At 72.8% G+C, this 17,176-nt stretch carries 12 protein-coding genes; 10 read left to right on the top strand and 2 right to left on the bottom strand.

Annotated elements, in window-relative coordinates:
• The first annotated feature begins 41 nt into the window (after positions 1–41).
• From ABZ621_RS16650 to ABZ621_RS16605, 10 genes are all read left to right on the top strand, one after another.
• A complete protein-coding gene (locus tag ABZ621_RS16650) occupies positions 42–1,592 on the top strand; it encodes an MFS transporter (protein ID WP_360604999.1) in 1,551 nt (516 codons plus the stop codon).
• Between the two features lie 404 nt (positions 1,593–1,996).
• Positions 1,997–2,167, top strand: a complete 171-nt coding sequence (locus tag ABZ621_RS16645) for a plantaricin C family lantibiotic (protein WP_360604997.1) — start codon at positions 1,997–1,999, stop codon at positions 2,165–2,167.
• A 102-nt stretch (positions 2,168–2,269) separates the two neighbouring features.
• Positions 2,270–5,236, top strand: a complete 2,967-nt coding sequence (locus ABZ621_RS16640) for a type 2 lanthipeptide synthetase LanM family protein (protein WP_360604995.1) — start codon at positions 2,270–2,272, stop codon at positions 5,234–5,236.
• Positions 5,236–7,377 (top strand): peptidase domain-containing ABC transporter, encoded by a 2,142-nt coding sequence (locus ABZ621_RS16635; protein ID WP_360604993.1) that lies wholly within the window; start codon positions 5,236–5,238, stop codon positions 7,375–7,377. The genes ABZ621_RS16640 and ABZ621_RS16635 overlap by 1 nt, the downstream gene beginning before the upstream one ends.
• 117 nt (positions 7,378–7,494) lie before the next feature.
• Positions 7,495–8,412, top strand: coding sequence for an ATP-binding cassette domain-containing protein (locus ABZ621_RS16630; protein ID WP_360604991.1), 918 nt, complete (start codon positions 7,495–7,497; stop codon positions 8,410–8,412).
• Between the two features lie 125 nt (positions 8,413–8,537).
• Complete coding sequence (locus ABZ621_RS16625; RefSeq protein ID WP_360604989.1) at positions 8,538–9,146, top strand: ABC transporter permease; 609 nt, start codon at positions 8,538–8,540, stop codon at positions 9,144–9,146.
• Between the two features lie 233 nt (positions 9,147–9,379).
• A complete protein-coding gene (locus ABZ621_RS16620) occupies positions 9,380–9,553 on the top strand; it encodes a class II lanthipeptide, LchA2/BrtA2 family (RefSeq protein ID WP_360604987.1) in 174 nt (57 codons plus the stop codon).
• A gap of 244 nt (positions 9,554–9,797) precedes the next feature.
• Positions 9,798–12,029 carry a peptidase domain-containing ABC transporter gene (locus ABZ621_RS16615; protein ID WP_360604985.1) on the top strand — a complete coding sequence of 744 codons (2,232 nt, stop codon included), beginning with the start codon at positions 9,798–9,800 and terminating at the stop codon, positions 12,027–12,029.
• Positions 12,026–14,863, top strand: coding sequence for a DUF4135 domain-containing protein (locus tag ABZ621_RS16610; RefSeq protein ID WP_360604983.1), 2,838 nt, complete (start codon positions 12,026–12,028; stop codon positions 14,861–14,863). The genes ABZ621_RS16615 and ABZ621_RS16610 overlap by 4 nt, the downstream gene beginning before the upstream one ends.
• Positions 14,864–14,908: 45 nt before the next feature.
• Positions 14,909–15,865 (top strand): LLM class flavin-dependent oxidoreductase, encoded by a 957-nt coding sequence (locus ABZ621_RS16605; protein ID WP_360604981.1) that lies wholly within the window; start codon positions 14,909–14,911, stop codon positions 15,863–15,865.
• Here the strand turns inward: ABZ621_RS16605 and ABZ621_RS16600 are convergent.
• Together ABZ621_RS16600 and ABZ621_RS16595 are read right to left on the bottom strand one after the other, a co-directional pair.
• Positions 15,838–16,353, bottom strand: a complete 516-nt coding sequence (locus ABZ621_RS16600) for a hypothetical protein (protein ID WP_360604979.1) — start codon at positions 16,351–16,353, stop codon at positions 15,838–15,840. The two genes, ABZ621_RS16605 and ABZ621_RS16600, sit on opposite strands and share 28 nt — an antisense overlap.
• The gene (locus ABZ621_RS16595) at positions 16,350–17,135 is read right to left on the bottom strand and encodes a BTAD domain-containing putative transcriptional regulator (RefSeq protein WP_360604977.1); all 786 of its coding nucleotides are present in this window, start codon (positions 17,133–17,135) and stop codon (positions 16,350–16,352) included. Before ABZ621_RS16595 ends, ABZ621_RS16600 begins: the two co-directional genes overlap by 4 nt.
• Positions 17,136–17,176 lie beyond the last annotated feature (41 nt).

Here is a 17,176-nt window from a genome sequence, read left to right as displayed (position 1 = left end):
CACGGCTCCTGCGGTGAGGGCGCGACGCGCCATGAACGACAATGACTAGCACACCGAAGCCGACGACACCGGCGGTGGACCCCACCCCCACCGGCGCGGGCGACGGCAAGGGCATCGCCCTGTTCGTCATCGCCTCCTGCCAGCTGATGGTCGTTCTCGACATCACGATCGTCAACATCGCGCTTCCGCACATCCAGAGCGATCTGGCCTTCTCGACCACCAGCCTGTCCTGGGTGGTCAACGCCTACACGCTGACCTTCGGCGGCCTGCTGCTGCTCGGCGGCCGGGCCGGCGACATCCTCGGCAGGCGCCGCGTCTTCATCTTCGGCGTGCTGCTCTTCGGATTCGCCTCCCTGCTCGGCGGTTTCGCACAGGAGGGCTGGCAACTCCTCGCCGCCCGCGCCCTCCAGGGCGTCGGCGGCGCGATCGCCTCGCCGACCTCGCTCTCGCTCATCACCACCACCTTCGAGGAAGGCCCCGAACGCAACCGGGCCTTCGGCGTGTTCGCGGGTGTGTCGGCGGCCGGCGGTGCGATCGGCCTGCTGGCGGGCGGCGTCCTCGTCGAGTGGCTCGACTGGCGCTGGATCTTCTTCGTGAACGTGCCGATCGCGCTGATGATCGCCATCCTGACGCCCCGTCATGTCCGGGAGTCCGAACGGCATCCCGGCCACTTCGACCTGGCGGGCGCGCTGACGTCGACGCTCGGCATGGTGGCGTTGGTGTACGGCTTCATCCGCGCGGCCCAGGAGGGCTGGAGCGATCCCTGGACGATCGCCTCGTTCTGCGCCGCCGTGGTGCTGCTCGTCGTGTTTATCCTGGTGGAGCGCCGGAGCCGGCAGCCCATCACCCCGCTGCACATGTTCGCCGACCGCAACCGCGCGGGCACGTACGGCATGATGCTCTGCCTGGCGGCGGCCATCTTCGGGATGTTCTTCTTCCTGACCCTCTTCGTGCAGCAGGTCCTCGACTTCAGCCCGCTGGAGGCGGGTCTCGCCTTCCTGCCGGTCAGCGCCGTGATCGCGGTGATCGCCGGCCTGACCTCCCAGTTCCTCCCGAAGTACGGCCCGAAGCCCTTCATGGTGCTCGGCGCCCTCTGCCTCGCGGTGGGCCTGTCCTGGCTGACCCTGACGGACGTCCACTCCACCTACGCGGGCTCGATCCTCGGACCGATGCTCGTCTTCAGCGCCGGCATGGGCTTCATGTTCGTCTCGCTGACCCTGATGGCCCTCTCCAACGTCGAGCCCGCCGAGTCCGGCGCCGCCTCCGGCCTCCTCAACGCCACCCAGCAGGTGGGCGGTTCCCTCGGCCTCTCCATCCTGGTCACCGTCTTCGGCACCGCCAGCCGCAACGAGGCCGACGAACAGGTCCCCGCCTTCCTGGCCCAGGCCGGCCCCCTGGAGAAGGCCCGCTTCGCCGAGACCGGCGAGCTCCCGCCCCCCTGGGCCGACGAGGTCCTCACCTCCGGCGTGTCCGCCGGCTTCATCGTCGCCGCCGCCTTCGCCGTGGTCGCCCTCCTCATCGCCCTCTTCGTCATCCAGGTCCGCCCCTCCGACATCGAACGCCTCAAGGGCGGGATGATGCCGGGCGGCTGAGCCCCGGGCGGCCGAGCGCCAGGAAAAAGGAATTGCCTCCGGGGGGTGTCGTGCGCGGAAATTGGCCGACCGCATTCGGTCGGCCGATCGCCGCGCATGTTCCACGCATCCGCGCGCGCATACGCAGGCGCATGAATTCCGCGGAAAGCCATGTGCACCAAGCTGCCACCGCCTTGGCAGGATTCGGCCACACGGCGGGGAAGTCGCAGATCAGGGGAGTCACCGGCGCCGATCGCCGCCCTGCCCGAACAATTTTCGGAGACCGGTCGTCAACCGATGGGTTGTGGACCGCGTCGCGGCCCGCATAGCTTTTGCCCGTCGCTCGGCCGAGCGGCAGGCAAAGGGCCTCGGATTCCCGAGAGCGACCCCTTGAACACATGCGGCCGGATTGGATGTGAATTCCCATGACTAACTACGACGGTGACATCTCGCTCATCGAGGAGATCTCCGAGCAGGACTTCGACGGCGTCGCCTACGGCGCGTGCTCGACCAACACGTTCTCGCTCTCCGACTTCCTCGGAAACCAGGGCGGTTGGTGCACGCTCACCAAGGAGTGCCAGCCCAACTGCAACTGAGCCCGAAGGGCCGGGCACGGACCGGGGGCGGGGAGCGGCTCATGCTCCCCGCCCCCGGCGCAACGTGGCAATCTATCACCGTCCGCGCAGGGAGCCGGAGCATTGATCTCGCCCGCGAAGCTTTACCCAGAACTCGACAGCGTCGAGATCCGCGAAACCATCGAGCCCCTCGGCGTCTTCGCGTCCGCCGTCCACGGCACCCTCTCGGCCCCGTCCGACGCCGCCCCGGAGGCCCCCTCGGCCGCCGCGCTCGCCTGGACGCTGGAGCCGGAGACGTACCCCTTCCAGCGCGTGATCCGGCGACTGGCCCTGCCGGCCGCCGACCGGCTCCTCCCCGAGGACCTCACGGAGACCGTGGCCGACCCGGACGCCTTCGCGCTCCAGGTCCTCGCCAGGGCCGAGGCCCGGCTCCGCGACACGGCCACCCGCACCCTGGTCGCCGCCGTCAACAAGGCCGCCGCCGACGGGGCGTTGCGCGGGGCCACCCCGGAGGAGCGCTACCAGGACTTCGTCACCCGGGCGTGGAACGACGCCGTGGAACCGTTCCCGGTGCTCCGCTCCGCGGCCGGCCACGTCGTGCGCAACGCCCGCGAGGCCGCGCGGGAACTCCTCCGGCGGCTCCACACCGACCGCGAGGCCGTCTCCCGCTTCTCCGGCATCGCCCCCGGCGACCCGCTGCTCTCCATCGGCGGGGCCGACGGCGACGCGCACGCCCACGGCAGGGCGGTCGGCATCCTGACCTTCGCCTCGGGGGCCCGCCTCGTCTACAAGCCCAGGGACGTCTCCTGCGAGGCCGCCTTCGAGACCGTCGTCGCACGCGTCAACGCGGAGGCCGGCTGCGCCCTGCCCGCCGCCCGCACCCTGGCGCGTGACGGCTACGGCTACGTCGAGTACGTCGAGCGGCAGGACGTCGGCGCGGACAGCGCCGCCTTCATGCGGGCCTGCGGCCAACTCGCCGCCGTGTTCTACCTGCTGGACGCGCGCGACATGCACTTCGAGAACATCCTGCCCACCCGCCGCGGCCCGGTCGCCATCGACCTGGAGACGCTGCTGCACCCCGCCCGGGTGCACACCGGCCCCACCCGGGAGGCCGAGGGCAACGCCTACGACGAGATCGGCCGCAGCGTCTACGGCATCGGGATCCTCCCGCTGGTCCTCGCCGGCAAGGACGAGGACTCCGGCCACGTCGACCTCGGCTTCCTCGGCGGCGACAACCAGGGCGTCTCCCCCTTCAAGACGATGGTCTTCGAGCACCCCTTCACCGACCGGATCAGGGTGCACCTCCAGGCCCGCCCGGCCGAACAGCGCTCCACCGTGGTCCGGGAGACCACCGAGCCGGAGATCCACGGCCTCGCCGGACAGATGGCCGACGGCTTCCGGCAGGTGTGCGAGGCGGTGACGCGCCGCCCCACCTGGTGGACCGGTCTCCTCCGGCGGATCGCGCCGTCCCTGCGCCTGCGCTACATCCACAACCCCACGTCGCAGTACGCGCAGATCCTGCGCATGACGGCCTCCGCCGCCGCGATGGCCGACCCGGAGCTCGCCCGGGCCCTGCTCCACCGGATCGCCATCCCCTCCCGCTTCTCCGACCGCCGGCTGATCGGCTCGGAGCTGCGGCAGATGGCCGAACGCGACGTCCCCTACTTCACCGTGCCCGCCACCGGCACCGCCGTCCACGACTGCGACGGCGCGGACACCGGCGTCCGGATCGACCGCACCCCGCTCTCCCGGGCCCTCGCCAAGGCCGCGGCGCTCGACGAGCAGGTGGTGCGGCGGCAGCTGAGGCTGCTCCACTCGGCCTTCTGCTCCCGCTTCCCCGACAACCACCTGTCCGGCGGGGCCCCCTGGAAAGGCCGGGCCGCCGCCGGCGAGCGCACCGGTCTGGAGCGGCTCGCCCGGTCGGTCGCCGACGCCCTCACCGCCGGCAGCCTCCCCGACCAGTACGGCCACCTGCCGACCACCTGGATCGGCCCGCTGGCCTCCGCGCAGGCCGCCCGGCCCTGGCCCTCCGGCGTCCTGGGGTACGACCTGTACACCGGGCGCACCGGCCCCGCGCTCGCCCTGGCCGCGGCCGCCGCCCACTTCGGCGACGCCCGCTACGAACGGGTGGCCCGCGAGGTCTTCGCGCGCAGCGCCGGCATCCTCACCGACGGCGTCTACGAGCTGCGCAGCATCCGGCAGAGCGGAGCCGGCGCCTACACCGGAACCACCGGCCTGCTGTTCGCCCTGGCCGAGGCCGGCCGGATCCTGCGGGAACCCGGCTGGGTGAAGGCCGCCCAGGACGCCGTACCGCTCGTCGTGGAGCAGCTCGGCCCCGGGGACACCCCGGAGGTGATCTCCGGGATCTCCGGCATCGCCACGATGGTCGCCTCGATCGGCGGCGACCACGCCGCCGGCACCCTGGACGCGCTCGCCGGCCGGCTGCTGCGCCACGCGGCCGAACCGAAGGGCTCCTGGTGGGAGCAGTCGGGCTTCGCGCACGGCGTCTCCGGGGTCCTGTACGCCCTCGCCGTCCTGCGCGACCACGTCGGGGACGGAGTGGGGGACCGGGTCGACGGCGCGATCGACGCCCTGACGGACCGTCTGGAGTCCTTCTACATCCCCGGGGAACGGAACTGGTCCACCAACTCCGCCTTCCCGGAACGGTTCTCGACCGGCTGGTGCCACGGCGCCGCCGGCATCGCCATGGCGCTGTCCGCGGTGAGCTCCCGGACGGCGGACGAACGGGCCGCCGCGCGCCTGGAGACGGCCCTCGACCAGACCTTCCGGCAGGGCTTCGGGCGCAACCTCACGTGGTGCCACGGCGACCTCGGCAACATCGACATCGTCCGGCGGATCGCCGGCTCCGGCCGGGGACTCCCCGGCGGGGACCTCCTCGACAGGGCGGACGAAGTCGAGGCGGGCCGCCTCGGCCCGGACGTGATCGCGGAGAAGCTCGCCGACACCGGCTCCCGCTACGCCCACACCGACAGCGCCATGGTGGGCTCCTCCGGGGTGCTGCTGCACCTCCTCGGCCGCCTCGACGGCGCGCGCCCCCGGGTGTCGCCGATCTGGCACGGATCCCTCTGATGGGACGGCGGGTTCCCTCCGTCACCCAGGTCACCCAGACCGAGTGCGGACTGTGCTGCTGCGTCGCGGTGCTCGGATACCACGGCCGCACCGAGGACTTCGCGACCGTGCGGGAGGACCTGGAGGCCGGCCGGGACGGTCTCGGCGCCAAGCAGCTCGCGGACTTCCTGCGCTCGCGGGGCATGGACGTCAAGGCGTTCCGGGCCCGGAGCGTGGAGGCCCTGCGCGGCTTCACCGAACCGGTGATCCTCTTCTGGGAGGACTACCACTTCCTGGTCCTGGAGCGCTTCGACGGCACGACGGCCTGGGTGATGGACCCGGCCGTCGGCCGCAGGCGCCTCACCCGCGAGGCGCTGGAGGCCGGCTTCTCCCAGGTGGTGATCGCGGCCTCCCCGGGCCCGGACTTCGTCCGGCAGACCCTGCCCTCCTTCCGGCACTGGCGGTCGCTGCCCCTGGTCCCGGCCGACTCCGGCCGCCGGATCGGCCTGGTCGCCCTGCTGTCCCTCGGCTCCTACGCGGCGGTCCTCGGCATCCCGGCCCTGACCAAGTGGGCCGTCGACCGGGACGACGCCTGGAGCGACCTGTCCCAGACGGGCCTGGTCGCGGCCGTGGTCGCGGCCGCCGCGACCGGCTACCTGCTGCTGTGGATGCTGCGCACCGCCGCCCTGGCGGGGCTCATCGCCGTGATGGGCCGTCACCTGATGAGCCACGTCTTCAGGAGACTCCTCTCCCTGCCCTTCAAGTTCTTCGCCACCCGGCAGCCGGGCGAGCTGCTGTTCCGCCTGAACACCGTCAACAGCGTGCGGGACCTGCTCTCCTCGCGGATCGCCCAGGGCGTCCTGGACGTCGGGACGCTGGCCTGCATCGGCGCCTACCTGTTCGTCACCGAGTGGCGCATCGGTCTCCTGGCGCTCGGGCTGCTCCTGCTGAACGCCGGCGTCCTCTGGCTGAGCCGGCACCGGGTGAAGGAGGTGACGGACACCGAACTCGCGCTGCTCTCCCGCTCCCAGTCCACCCAGCTCGACGCCGTCGTGTCCGTGCCCACCATCAAGATGGGCGGCTACGCCGGCCGGTTCGCCGACGAGTGGGAGGCGACCTACCGCGCCTCGCTGGACGCCATGCGCGTCCGGATGCGGATCCAGCAGGGCTGGATCTCCGGGATCGCCGCCACCACCCAGATGTTCGGCCCGCTGGCGCTGCTCCTCGCCGGCCTGCACTTCGTGTCGCGGGGGACGGTGACCGTCGGCTCGGCCATCGCCGTGCAGGCCGTGGCGGGCACCTTCTTCGCCCTGAGCTCCTCCGTCTTCCAGATGCTGACGGAGATCACCGAGACCTCCCGCTACGTGAGCAGGCTCAGCGACATCACGGCCCACGAGAGCGAACCGGAGGGCGGGCCGCTCACCGAGCTCGCCGACACCTCGGTACGGCTGCGGGGCGTGTCGTTCCGGTACACCCGGCACAGCAGGCCGGTGCTCGACGACGTGTCGCTGGAGATCCCGGCCGGGGCGAAGGTGGCGTTCGTCGGCGCGTCCGGTTCGGGCAAGTCCACCATCGGGCGCATGGTCTGCGGCCTCCACCAGCCCACCGGCGGCACCGTCGAGTTCTCCGGCCGCCCCATGAGCGCCTACCGGACCGACTTCCTGCGCGGGCAGATCGGGTACGTCCCCCAGGAGGTGCACCTCCACAACCGGACCGTCCTGGAGAACCTGACCCTGGGCCAGGACATCGACGAGGCCACGGTCCGGGAGTACTGCGCCGCCGTCGGCATCCTCGACTTCGTCGAGGAACTGCCGATGGGGCTGCGGACCCTGGTGTCCGAGATGGGCGCGAACTTCTCCGGAGGGCAGCGCCAGCGGCTGGCCGTCGTACGGACCCTGCTGCAACGGCCGCGGATCATCGTCATGGACGAGGCGACCGCCTCGCTGGACACGGCCAACGAGCGCCGGGTCTCCCGGATCATCGCCGAGACCGGCGCCACCCAGATCGTCATCGCGCACCGCCTCGCGACCATCCAGGACGCCGACCTCATCCACGTGCTCGACCGCGGCCGGATCGTGGAACGCGGGACGCACGAGGAACTCCTGGCCCTGGGCGGGGTGTACGCGGGGCTGTACGCGGAGCCGGTGGCACGGGCCGTATGAGGGGCCGTATGAGGGCCGCACGAGGACCGCACGAGGACCGCACGAGGGCCGTATGAGGGCCGGCCGGGGGGCACGGCCGTCCCGGCCGGGCCCGTCCGTAGAACGAAAGGTGCTGTGATGATCGAGGTCCAGAACCTCACCAAGCGGTACGGCGCGAAGGTCGCCGTGGACGGCCTGTCGTTCACCGTGACCCCGGGCAAGGTGACCGGATTCCTCGGCCCCAACGGCGCCGGCAAGTCCACCACCCTGCGCGTGATCCTCGGCCTGGACGAGCCCACCGCCGGCCGGGCCACCGTCTGCGGCGCCCCCTACCGGAGCCTGGACCGCCCGCTGACCCGGGTGGGGGCCCTGCTCGACACCGGGGCCGTCCATCCCGGCCGCAGCGCCCGCGACCACCTGCGGGTCCTCGCCGCCTCCCACGGCCTGCCCGCCGGCCGGGCCGACGAGGTCCTGGAGCAGGTCGGCCTGACCGCGGTGGCCCGGCAGCGGGCGCGCGGCCTCTCCCTCGGCATGGGGCAGCGGCTCGGCGTCGCGGCCGCGCTGCTCGGCGACCCCGAGGTGCTCGTCCTCGACGAGCCGGTCAACGGGCTCGACCCCGAGGGCGTCCGGTGGATCCGGGAGCTGATGCGGGCGCTGGCCGCGCGGGGACGGACGGTGCTGGTCTCCTCCCACCTGATGAACGAGATGGCGGTGACCGCCGACCACCTCGTCGTCGTCGCCCGGGGGCGGCTGCTCGCGGACACCTCCGTGGACGCCTTCGTCGCCGCCCACTCGGAACGGACCGTCCTGGCCCGGGTGTCGGATCCGGAGGGCATGCGGCGGGCGCTGCGGGAGCGCGGCATCGGGTCGGTGCGGCAGGACGACGCGACGCTCGCGGTGAACGGCGCCTCCGCGGAACAGGTCGGTCTCGTCGCGAGCGCCGCGGACATCACCGTGTTCGGGCTGACCGAATCCGTCGGTTCGCTGGAGGAGGCGTTCATGAGACTCACTCAGGAACACGCCGAATACCGGGCCTCGACCGGAGGGATCCGATGAAACACGCCGTGGCCGCCGAATGGGTCAAATTGACGACTCTGCGGTCCCCGAAATGGTCCCTCGCGGTCTATCTCGGCCTGATGATCGCGCTTGCATTCGTCTACGGGGCCTTTTCCACCGAAAGAATGCTCACGGCCCCCGGATTCGACCCGGTGGGGCTCGGCCTCTCGGCCGTGCCGCTCGGCGCGATCGTCCTGGTGGTCATGGGGATCCTCGCGGTCACCGGCGAGTACGCGTCCGGGTCGATCAGGACCAGCCTGCTGGCCGTCCCCGACCGGGCCCGCTTCTACTACGCCAAGGTGGGACTGGTCAGCCTGGTCAGCGGAGCGCTGGCGGTGGCGGGCGTCGTACCCGCCTTCCTGATCGTGCAGCACGGCATCGGGGAGCACGCGGCGCCGGCGGAGGCGGGCACGGCGGGCCATGTGCTGGGGGCGGTGCTCTACACGGCGCTCCTGGTGGCGTTCTCCATGGGTGTGGCGACGCTCCTGCGCTCGGGGGCGGCGACGCTCTCCCTCCTGCTCCCGCTGTTCTTCATGCTCTCCACGATCCTCGGCAACATCCCGGTGGTGGGGGAGGCGGCGCGGTTCCTGCCGGACGTGGCCGGCGCGAGGGTGCTCGGCGCCGCGGAGCCCGAGGGGGCCCTCGGGCCCTGGACGGGGCTCGGCGTACTCGTCCTGTGGACGGCCCTCGCGGTGGGCGCCGGACGGTGGGCGACGGTACGGCGCGACGCCTGAGAAGAACTCCGTGGTCCGGCCCCCGCGCGCAGGCGCGGGGGCCGGACCTTTTTCCGGCGCAATTCCGCTGTGTGCGCTCGGTGCCGCCCGGTCTATGCGTTCAGCGAATGCGGAGAGGACAGGCTGGGAGACGTCCTCCGGAGACGGGGGACGACATGTTCGGAATTTCGGCTGACAAATGATTTCCGGACGCTTTTCATTCGGTCCATCCGGTCCTCACGAAGGAGAAGATCATGGAGAAGACGCAGACCGACGTCCTCGGCGGCTACGACGAGTTCGAGCTCGTCGAGATGGGCGAGGCGGACGTGTACGGCGGTACGACCTGGAGCTGCGCCATCGTCACCGCGGTGGCGACCCTGGTGTCCGCCTCCGCCTGCCCGACCACCAAGTGCACCAGCCAGTGCTGAACCGCTTGGCGGCTCTGATACGCGCGGCCGGCCGAGCCTGACCGTCGCGTCGGCCACGTCGGACGGGGCGGGGCGGGCCGGACCGAGGTCTCACGACCCCGGGCCGGACCCGCCGGTCCTCCGCCCCGTCCGACGTCCCGGCCACGCACCCCTTCCCTCTTCCCCCTTCCCGCCCGACATCCCACGACCCGGAGGTGCGGTAGCCATGGGCGCTCGCCCGGAATCACGTCGGACCGCACGACGCGTGCCGGCCGTCACCCAGGTCGCCCAGACCGAGTGCGGCCTCTGCTGCTGCGTGTCCCTGCTCCGCTACCACGGGCGGGACGAGGGCGTCTCCGAGGTCCGGGAGGACATGGACGCCGGACGGGACGGACTGAGCGCCCGGCAGCTGTCGCGGTTCCTGGAGTCCCGCGGCATGCGCAGCCGGCTGCTGAGCGCCCGGAGCGTCGCCGCGCTCACCCGGTTCACCTCACCCGTGATCCTCTTCTGGGACGACCACCACTTCGTGGTCCTGGAGAGCTTCGACGGCGAACAGGCCGTGGTCATGGACCCGGCCGTCGGCCGCCGCCGGCTGACCGGGGACGAACTCGCCCGCCACTTCAGCGGCGTGGTCGTCACCGCCGAGCCCGGGCCCGAGTTCCGCCGGCTGCGCCGCCGGCCCTTCGCCGACTGGCGGACGATGCCCCTGCTGCCCCAGGGCGCGGGCGGGCGGATGGCCGGAGTCGGCGTCCTGTCCCTGGCCGCGTACGCCGCCGTCCTCGGGATCCCGCTGCTCACCGAGTGGTCCGTGGACCGGTTCTCCGGCTGGACGGAGCTCGGCGACCACCTGTGGGTCATCGGGATGGTGGTCGGCGCCGCGCTCGGCTACCACCTGCTGCACCTGCTGCGGATCGTGCTGCTGTCCTCGCTGGTGTCGGTGCTCGGACGGCACCTGATGGACCACGCGTTCACCCGTCTCCTTTCGCTGCCGTACCGGTTCTTCACCACCCGTCAGCCCGGCGAGCTGCTCTTCCGGCTCGGCAGCGTCAACGCCGTCCGCGACATGCTCTCCTCCCGGGTCGCCCAGGGCGTCCTCGACCTCGGCACCATGGTCTGCGTCAGCGGCTACCTGCTGCACGCGGAATGGCGCCTCGGGCTGATCGCGCTCGCCCTGGTCCTCGCCAACGCCGGCTATCTCGCCACCACCCGGCAGCGGGTCCTCGAAGCCGTCGACATGGAGATCACCCACCTGGGCCGGAGCCAGTCGCTCCAGCTGGACGCCATCGTCTCCATCCCGACCATCAAGATGGGCGGCTACGCCGACCAGTACCTGGACACCTGGCGCGAGACCTACGCCGAATCGCTGGAGGCGATGAAGGCGCGGATGCGGCTGCAGCAGGGCCGGGTGTCCGGAGTGGCCGCCACGATCCAGATGTTCGGGCCGCTGGTGCTGCTGCTCGCCAGCCTGTACTTCGTCGGCCAGGGCACCATCACCATCGGCGGGGCGATCGCGGTGCAGACCGTCTCCGCCACCTACTTCGCGATCTCCACCTCGGTCTTCCAGGCGTACGCGGAGTTCACCGAGACCAGCCGCTACATGGCCCGGCTGAGCGACATCACCCGCGCCGAGCCCGAGGGCACCGGCGGCGACCTGAAGGAGCTCGCGTCCCCCTCGGTCGAGCTGGACCGGGTGTCCTTCCGCTACACCCGGCACAGCGAACCCGTGGTCCGCGAGGTCAGCATGGTCATCCCGGCCGGCGCCCGGGTCGCCCTGGTCGGCGCGTCCGGGTCGGGCAAGAGCACCCTCGCCCGGATCGTCTGCGGGCTGCACGAACCCACCTCCGGCGCGGTGCGCTTCGGCGGCCGGGACGCCGCCGCGTACGACCGGGACTCCCTGCGCCGGGTGATCGGCTACATCCCGCAGGAGGTCCACCTGCACAACCGGTCGATCCTGGAGAACCTCACCCTGGGCCAGGACATCCCCGAGGAGACGGTCCGGGAGTTCTGCCGCGAGGTCGGCATCCTGGACTTCCTCGACGACCTGCCGATGGGCCTGCACACCCTGGTCGCCGAGATGGGCTCCAACTTCTCCGGCGGGCAGCGGCAGCGGCTCGCCATCGTACGGACCCTGCTCCAGCGGCCGACCATCCTCGTCATGGACGAGGCCACGGCCTCCCTGGACACCGTCAACGAACGCCGGGTGACCCGGCTGATCGAGAGCATCGGCGCCACCCAGATCGTCATCGCGCACCGTCTGTCGACCGTCGAGTCCGCCGACCTCATCTACGTGTTCGACCAGGGCCGGATCGTCGAGCAAGGAACACATTCAGAACTGATGGACGGAGGCAGCGTGTACCGGGATCTCTACGCGGCGACGGCCGAGGACGACGGCCCGACGGCCGAGGAGAACGGCCCGACGGCCGAGGAGAACGGCCCGACGGCCGGGGCGACGACCGGCCGGACGGCCGAACTGCTGGCGGGAGGTGCCGGGGCATGAGCGAGAGCGCGGTGGCCGTCCAGGCCTTCCTCCCCTTCTACACCCATGTGGCGCCCCGCTCCGCGGTCGCCCGCGCGCTCGGCGCACCGCTGCTGCGGGCCGCCGCCCCGGACCGCCGCGACAGCGTGGTGGACCAGGCACACGACGCCCTGCTGCGCATGGTGGAGACCCAGTCCTACCGGGCGCTCATCGGCGCGTTCCACACCTTCCGCGAACACCTCGGCCTGCCGATGGAATCCGGCACCGACACCGCCCTGCGCCGCTTCACCTCCCACCTGGAGGAGCCCGGCGTCCCGGCCGCCCTGCTGGAGAAGTACCCGGTGCTCCAGGCGCGGTTGACCACGATGCTGTCGAACTCCCTCGACGCCTACCGCGAGTTCCTCACCGCCTTCGCCGACGACCGGCCGCTCCTCGCGGAGGCCGGCCTCCTCGGCGAGCCCGACGGCGACGCGGACGGCGACGGCGCCGGCCGCCTGCTGTCCGCGATCTCGCCCAGCGGCTCCGACCTGCACAACGACAACCGCCAGGTGCACATCCTCCACCTGGCCAACGGGACCCGGCTGGTGTTCAAGCCGAGGCCGCTCACCGCGGACGACTTCGTCCGCGACGTGTACCGGGCGGTCGACCCGTACCTGGAGCACGCGCTGGCCCGCTGCGTCCCCCGGTCGCTCACCGTGGGCTCGCACGGCTGGCAGGAGTTCACCGTGCCGGCCCCCATGGAGGAGGCGGACCAGCCCGGCCGCTACTTCTACCGGATCGGGGCGCTCGCGGTGCTGTTCGGCGCCATCGGCGCCACCGACCTGCACGACGAGAACCTGCTGGCCCGCGGCGAGCACCCGTGCGTCATCGACACCGAGACGATGCTGCGGCCGGACGCCGGGGTCGGCGACGACGAGCTCCCCGACGTGCTGATGAACCACACCAAGCTGTCCGTCGCCTCCACCATGCTCGTGCCGATGGTGAACCCGACCTCGCCGGTCGACTTCATCATGGCGGGCGTCGGCGTGGCCGGCGACCAGCAGTCCTCCATGACCAGCGCGGTGATCCGCGACCCCGGCACGGACGCCATCGCGGTGTCGCGGGAGCCGTTCAGCTACCGGCAGGGCGACAACGTGCCCCGGCTCGGCGAGCGGCACCTGGTCGCCACCGACTGGTTCGACGCCATCCTGGCCGGCTGCCGCGCCGCCCTGGGCGCCCTGCGGGACGGCGCCGTCACCCGCGTCATCGACGCGCACCCCGAGGTGCCGGTACGGCTGCTGCTGCGCTCCACGATGATCTACGGACGGTTCATCGACGCCTCCACGCACCCGAAGTACCTGGCCGACCCCCAGGAGGCCGAGCGGCTGTTCGGACTCCTCAAGATGCACCAGGACTACCTGTCCCCGGAGGCCGAGCGCTTCGCGGCGGAGCAGGAACGCGCCTCGCTGCGCGTCGGCAACGTGCCCTACTTCGTCACCCGGGGCGACTCCGACGCCCTCGGCACCGTCGCCGGCTCGACGCCCGGCGTGTACGCGGCGACCGCCTCCGGCTTCGCCCGGCGCGGCGTCGCCCACAACGCGGCCCGCAGCGACGCCTACCACCACTTCCTCCTGGAGGAGTGCTTCGGCGAGCTGTGCGGCGAGGACACCCCCGGCGGGCTCTCGGCCTCCGGCGTCTTCGGCGGGCCCCTGCTGGCCGGGGCCCGCCCCGGCGGCTGGTGGCGGGGGATCGCCGCGCGGATCGCCGAGGTACGGGTCCCGGCCACCGGCCCCGACGGCCGCGAGGAGTGCGGCTGGGTCGGCGGCATCGGCCCCGACCGCGACGCCTCCACCATCACCCCGGGCAACTTCGTCTCCTTCCACGACACGGCCGGCGTGGCCGCCTTCCTGGGCCGCGCCGCCGCCCGCGACGAGAGCCTCGCCGGCCCTGCCGGCAGCGCCGACCGCGGCCTCACCACCCTGCTCGCCGAGTACGGCGAGGCGCTGCTGCAGCGCCCCGAGTCGGTGTTCACGGGCGCCGCCTCGCTGCTGCTCGTCCGCCCCGAGGACCCGGCGACCGAGTCCGAGCGGCTGGCCGGACTCCTCCGGGCCCTGGCGGAGCGCGAGGCGGAAGGCGAGCTGGAGACCGACCTCTCCAACGGTCCGGCCGGACTGCTGATGGTCCTCCTCGACCGCCTCCGCCGCGACGGCTCCGCCCTCCCGGCCGACACCGCGACCGTCGAGCGGCTGACCGACCTGGCCCTGTCCCACCTGGGCCGGGAGCGGGAGGCCCACTGGTCGGACCTGGCCCACGGCGAGCTCGGACTGCGCTGGGCGGCCGCCCGCGTCGGCTCCGTCCTGGGCCTCGAACGCACCGCCAAGGAGGCCGCGGACTGGCTGATCGGCCGCTGGGAGCGGGACGGCCTCCCGGCCGAGCACGGCTGGTGCAAGGGCGCCGCCGGCTTCCTGCTGGCCGGCTCGGAGATCCTCGCCGCGGCGGGCCGGGCGGACTGGCTGACCGAGCCCCGGCTTGCCGAGCTGCTCGGCCGGGCGACCGCCCTGCCGGCCGGCCGCGCGGTGGACCTCTCCGCCTGCCACGGCAGCAGCGGCGTCGTCCAGTGCCTCATCGGCGCGGGCCGCACCCTGGGCCGCCCGGACCTCTTCGAGCGGGCCGCCGCCCACCAGGGCGAGGTCCTCGGACGGATCCGCGAGGACGGCTACTTCACCGGCGCGGCCGGCCGCACCTCGCTGATCGGCTACATGCTCGGCTGGGCCGGCGTGGGCGACACCGACCTGATGGTCGGCGCCCTCCTCGGCGGCGCCGACCCGGCCGCCCTGCGCCTCCCGCTGGAGCTGTCCGCGCCCGCCCGGGGCTGACCGCCCGCCTGTCCTCCGTTCCCCCTCGTCGAAAGGGCTGCCGGGATGCGGCACTCGATCCTCCTCCCCGTCAACGCCACCCGTCCCGAGCAGGCGATCCCCTTCGCCAACCTCGTCAAATGGGGCGGCGCGGCCCGGCTGTGGCAGGGGCAGGGCCTCGTCCTGGAGAGCCACCAGCTCGTGAACTGGCTGGCCGGCGCCGGCATCAGGGTGCCCGCCGGGTTCGGCGTCTCCCTGATGCCGTACCGCGCTCCGTACAACGCGGCCATCGAGGCCCGGTCGGTGGCGCTGGCCACCGGGCACGAGGTGGTGGCCGGCTACGGCCCCGGCTCGCTCGCCGCGCAGACCTGCGCCATGGGCCGGCCCTACTCCAGCCAGCTCACCGCCTGCCGGGAGTACCTCACCATCGTCCGGGACCTCCTCGACGGCGGGATCAGCGACCGCGAGGGGGAGTTCTTCTCCGCCAAGGCGCAGCTCCTGCCGTTCCACAAGCCGGAGGTGTCGCTGGGCCTCGGTGTCCTGCGGGAGCGGATGGCCGGGCTCGCCGGCGAGCTGGCCGACGTGGCCATCACCTGGATGGCCTCGGCGGCCTACCTGGAGGAGTTCCTGATGCCGGCGCTGCGGGGCGCGAAGGAGCGGCGCCCGGCGGAGCCGGCCAAGGTCACCGCGTACGTCCCGGTGGCGCTGGCCGGCCCCGACCGGGACATGGCGAAGCTGCTGCGGGCGACCGTCGGCGGGCACATCCGGTTCCCCCACTACCAGGCCGCCCTGCGGCGGGCCGGGATCCGGATCACCGGCGACGGCGGGGCCGACGACGTCCGTGCCCTGGTGGACGGCGGGATCTTCCACTACGGGACCGCCGAGGAGATCCACCAGCGGCTGGACGACTACCGGGCGCTCGGCGTGGACGAGGTGGTCCTCAACGTCACCGGGGTCGCCGCGGTGCACGGGCCCCGGGCCGCCGCGTCCGACCTCTACGAGCTCCTGAAGGCCGCGCCCTGACGGGTCCCCCTGCGGGCCCGGTCCAGGTCGCGGGCGAGATGGGCCCGGCGCCGGCCGTTCACGCGGCGGCTGCGCCGGTCCTCGGGGGTGCTGTACATCAGCTGGGTGTGGAAGTAGTTGACGTGCTCCAGGACGGCGAAGAGGGCGAACAGCAGGCCCGGGACGCTCCCGGTCCCGGGATCGGCGGCCACCGCCAGCGCGGTCAGCGGCACGCCGAGCCCGAGCAGCACCACGTTGGCCACCCGGGCGGCGGCGAACCAGGCCGCCGCCGGCAGCGGCGCCCCGCCGCCGGCGGCCAGGGCGCGGAGTTTGGCCGCCCAGTACGCGGCGCCCTCCAGGAGCAGCAGGACGACCAGCGCGAACCCGAGGAGGTTGGCGGCGGTCGCCGGCACGCCCGCCACCCCGAACCAGACGGCCGCCTGCAGGGGGACGTTGACCAGTTCCCCCACCGCGAGCGACAGCAGCCGCCGCCGGACGCCCGCCGTCACCGGCGCGCCATCTCGGCCACCAGGCGGTGCGCCCGCTCGGTGTCCCAGGAGAGCGCGGCGGCCCGGATGGCCTCGACGCCGGGAGGGACGTCCAGGCCCAGCTCGTCGGCGAAGACGGCCTGACATCGCTCGACCACGCCCAGCGCCCCGGCCACGTCGCCCTGCGCGCAGTACGTGGCGGCGAGCAGCTGCCACAGCTTCTGCCGGTAGGGGGCCTCGGCCAGGACCGTCTCGATGCGGTACGCCAGCATCTCGGTCCGGTGGGTCAGCAGACAGGCGGTGAAGAAGTCCTGGCAGGCCTCGAAGCGGGTGTTGCCGAGGCCCACGGTGTGGGCGTGGAACCACCGGGTGGCCGGCAGCCGCTGGCCGAAGGGGCCGCGCCACAGGGCGAGGGCCTCGTCCAGGACGCCGACCGCCGCCTGGTGGTCGCCCGAGGCCAGCCGTTCCCGGCCCTGCCGGGCGAGCCCCAGGAAGCGTGACAGGTCGAGCTCGTCGGCGTCGACGGTGAGGGCGTACCCGGTCTCCGCGCCCCGGCTGGTCGTCAGCCGCTTGCTCAGGCCCGGCTGCGCGGAGTCCAGGCCGCGGCGGAGCCCGGTGAGGTGGCTCCTGATGTTGGCCACGGCGGAGCTCGGCGGCTCGTCCCACAACAGCTCGGTCAGCTCGCCCATGCCGACGAACTGTCCCCGGCGCAGCAGCAGCGCGGTGAGCAGGGCGCGGCGGGCGGCCGACTGCATCTCGGCACCGCCCGCGATTCTCACAGGACCCAGCAGTCGGAAAAGCATTCGGGCTCCGTCACCTCTCGTGTGGGGTGCTGAGGCATGGA

This window comes from Streptomyces sp. NPDC007863 (assembly GCF_040633895.1).
Classification (GTDB): domain Bacteria; phylum Actinomycetota; class Actinomycetes; order Streptomycetales; family Streptomycetaceae; genus Streptomyces.
The sequence above is the reverse complement of the archived record's forward strand: the minus strand, read 5'-3'. Positions and strand labels throughout refer to the sequence as shown.

Coding starts and splice junctions, on each gene's coding strand:
- ABZ621_RS16625 (WP_360604989.1), top strand. CDS start 8,538: ATGCTCACGGCCCCCGGATTCGACCCGGTGGGGCTCGGCCTCTCGGCC.
- ABZ621_RS16610 (WP_360604983.1), top strand. CDS start 12,026: ATGAGCGAGAGCGCGGTGGCCGTCCAGGCCTTCCTCCCCTTCTACACC.
- ABZ621_RS16620 (WP_360604987.1), top strand. CDS start 9,380: ATGGAGAAGACGCAGACCGACGTCCTCGGCGGCTACGACGAGTTCGAG.
- ABZ621_RS16595 (WP_360604977.1), bottom strand. CDS start 17,135: ATGCTTTTCCGACTGCTGGGTCCTGTGAGAATCGCGGGCGGTGCCGAG.
- ABZ621_RS16645 (WP_360604997.1), top strand. CDS start 1,997: ATGACTAACTACGACGGTGACATCTCGCTCATCGAGGAGATCTCCGAG.
- ABZ621_RS16650 (WP_360604999.1), top strand. CDS start 42: ATGACTAGCACACCGAAGCCGACGACACCGGCGGTGGACCCCACCCCC.
- ABZ621_RS16635 (WP_360604993.1), top strand. CDS start 5,236: ATGGGACGGCGGGTTCCCTCCGTCACCCAGGTCACCCAGACCGAGTGC.
- ABZ621_RS16630 (WP_360604991.1), top strand. CDS start 7,495: ATGATCGAGGTCCAGAACCTCACCAAGCGGTACGGCGCGAAGGTCGCC.
- ABZ621_RS16605 (WP_360604981.1), top strand. CDS start 14,909: ATGCGGCACTCGATCCTCCTCCCCGTCAACGCCACCCGTCCCGAGCAG.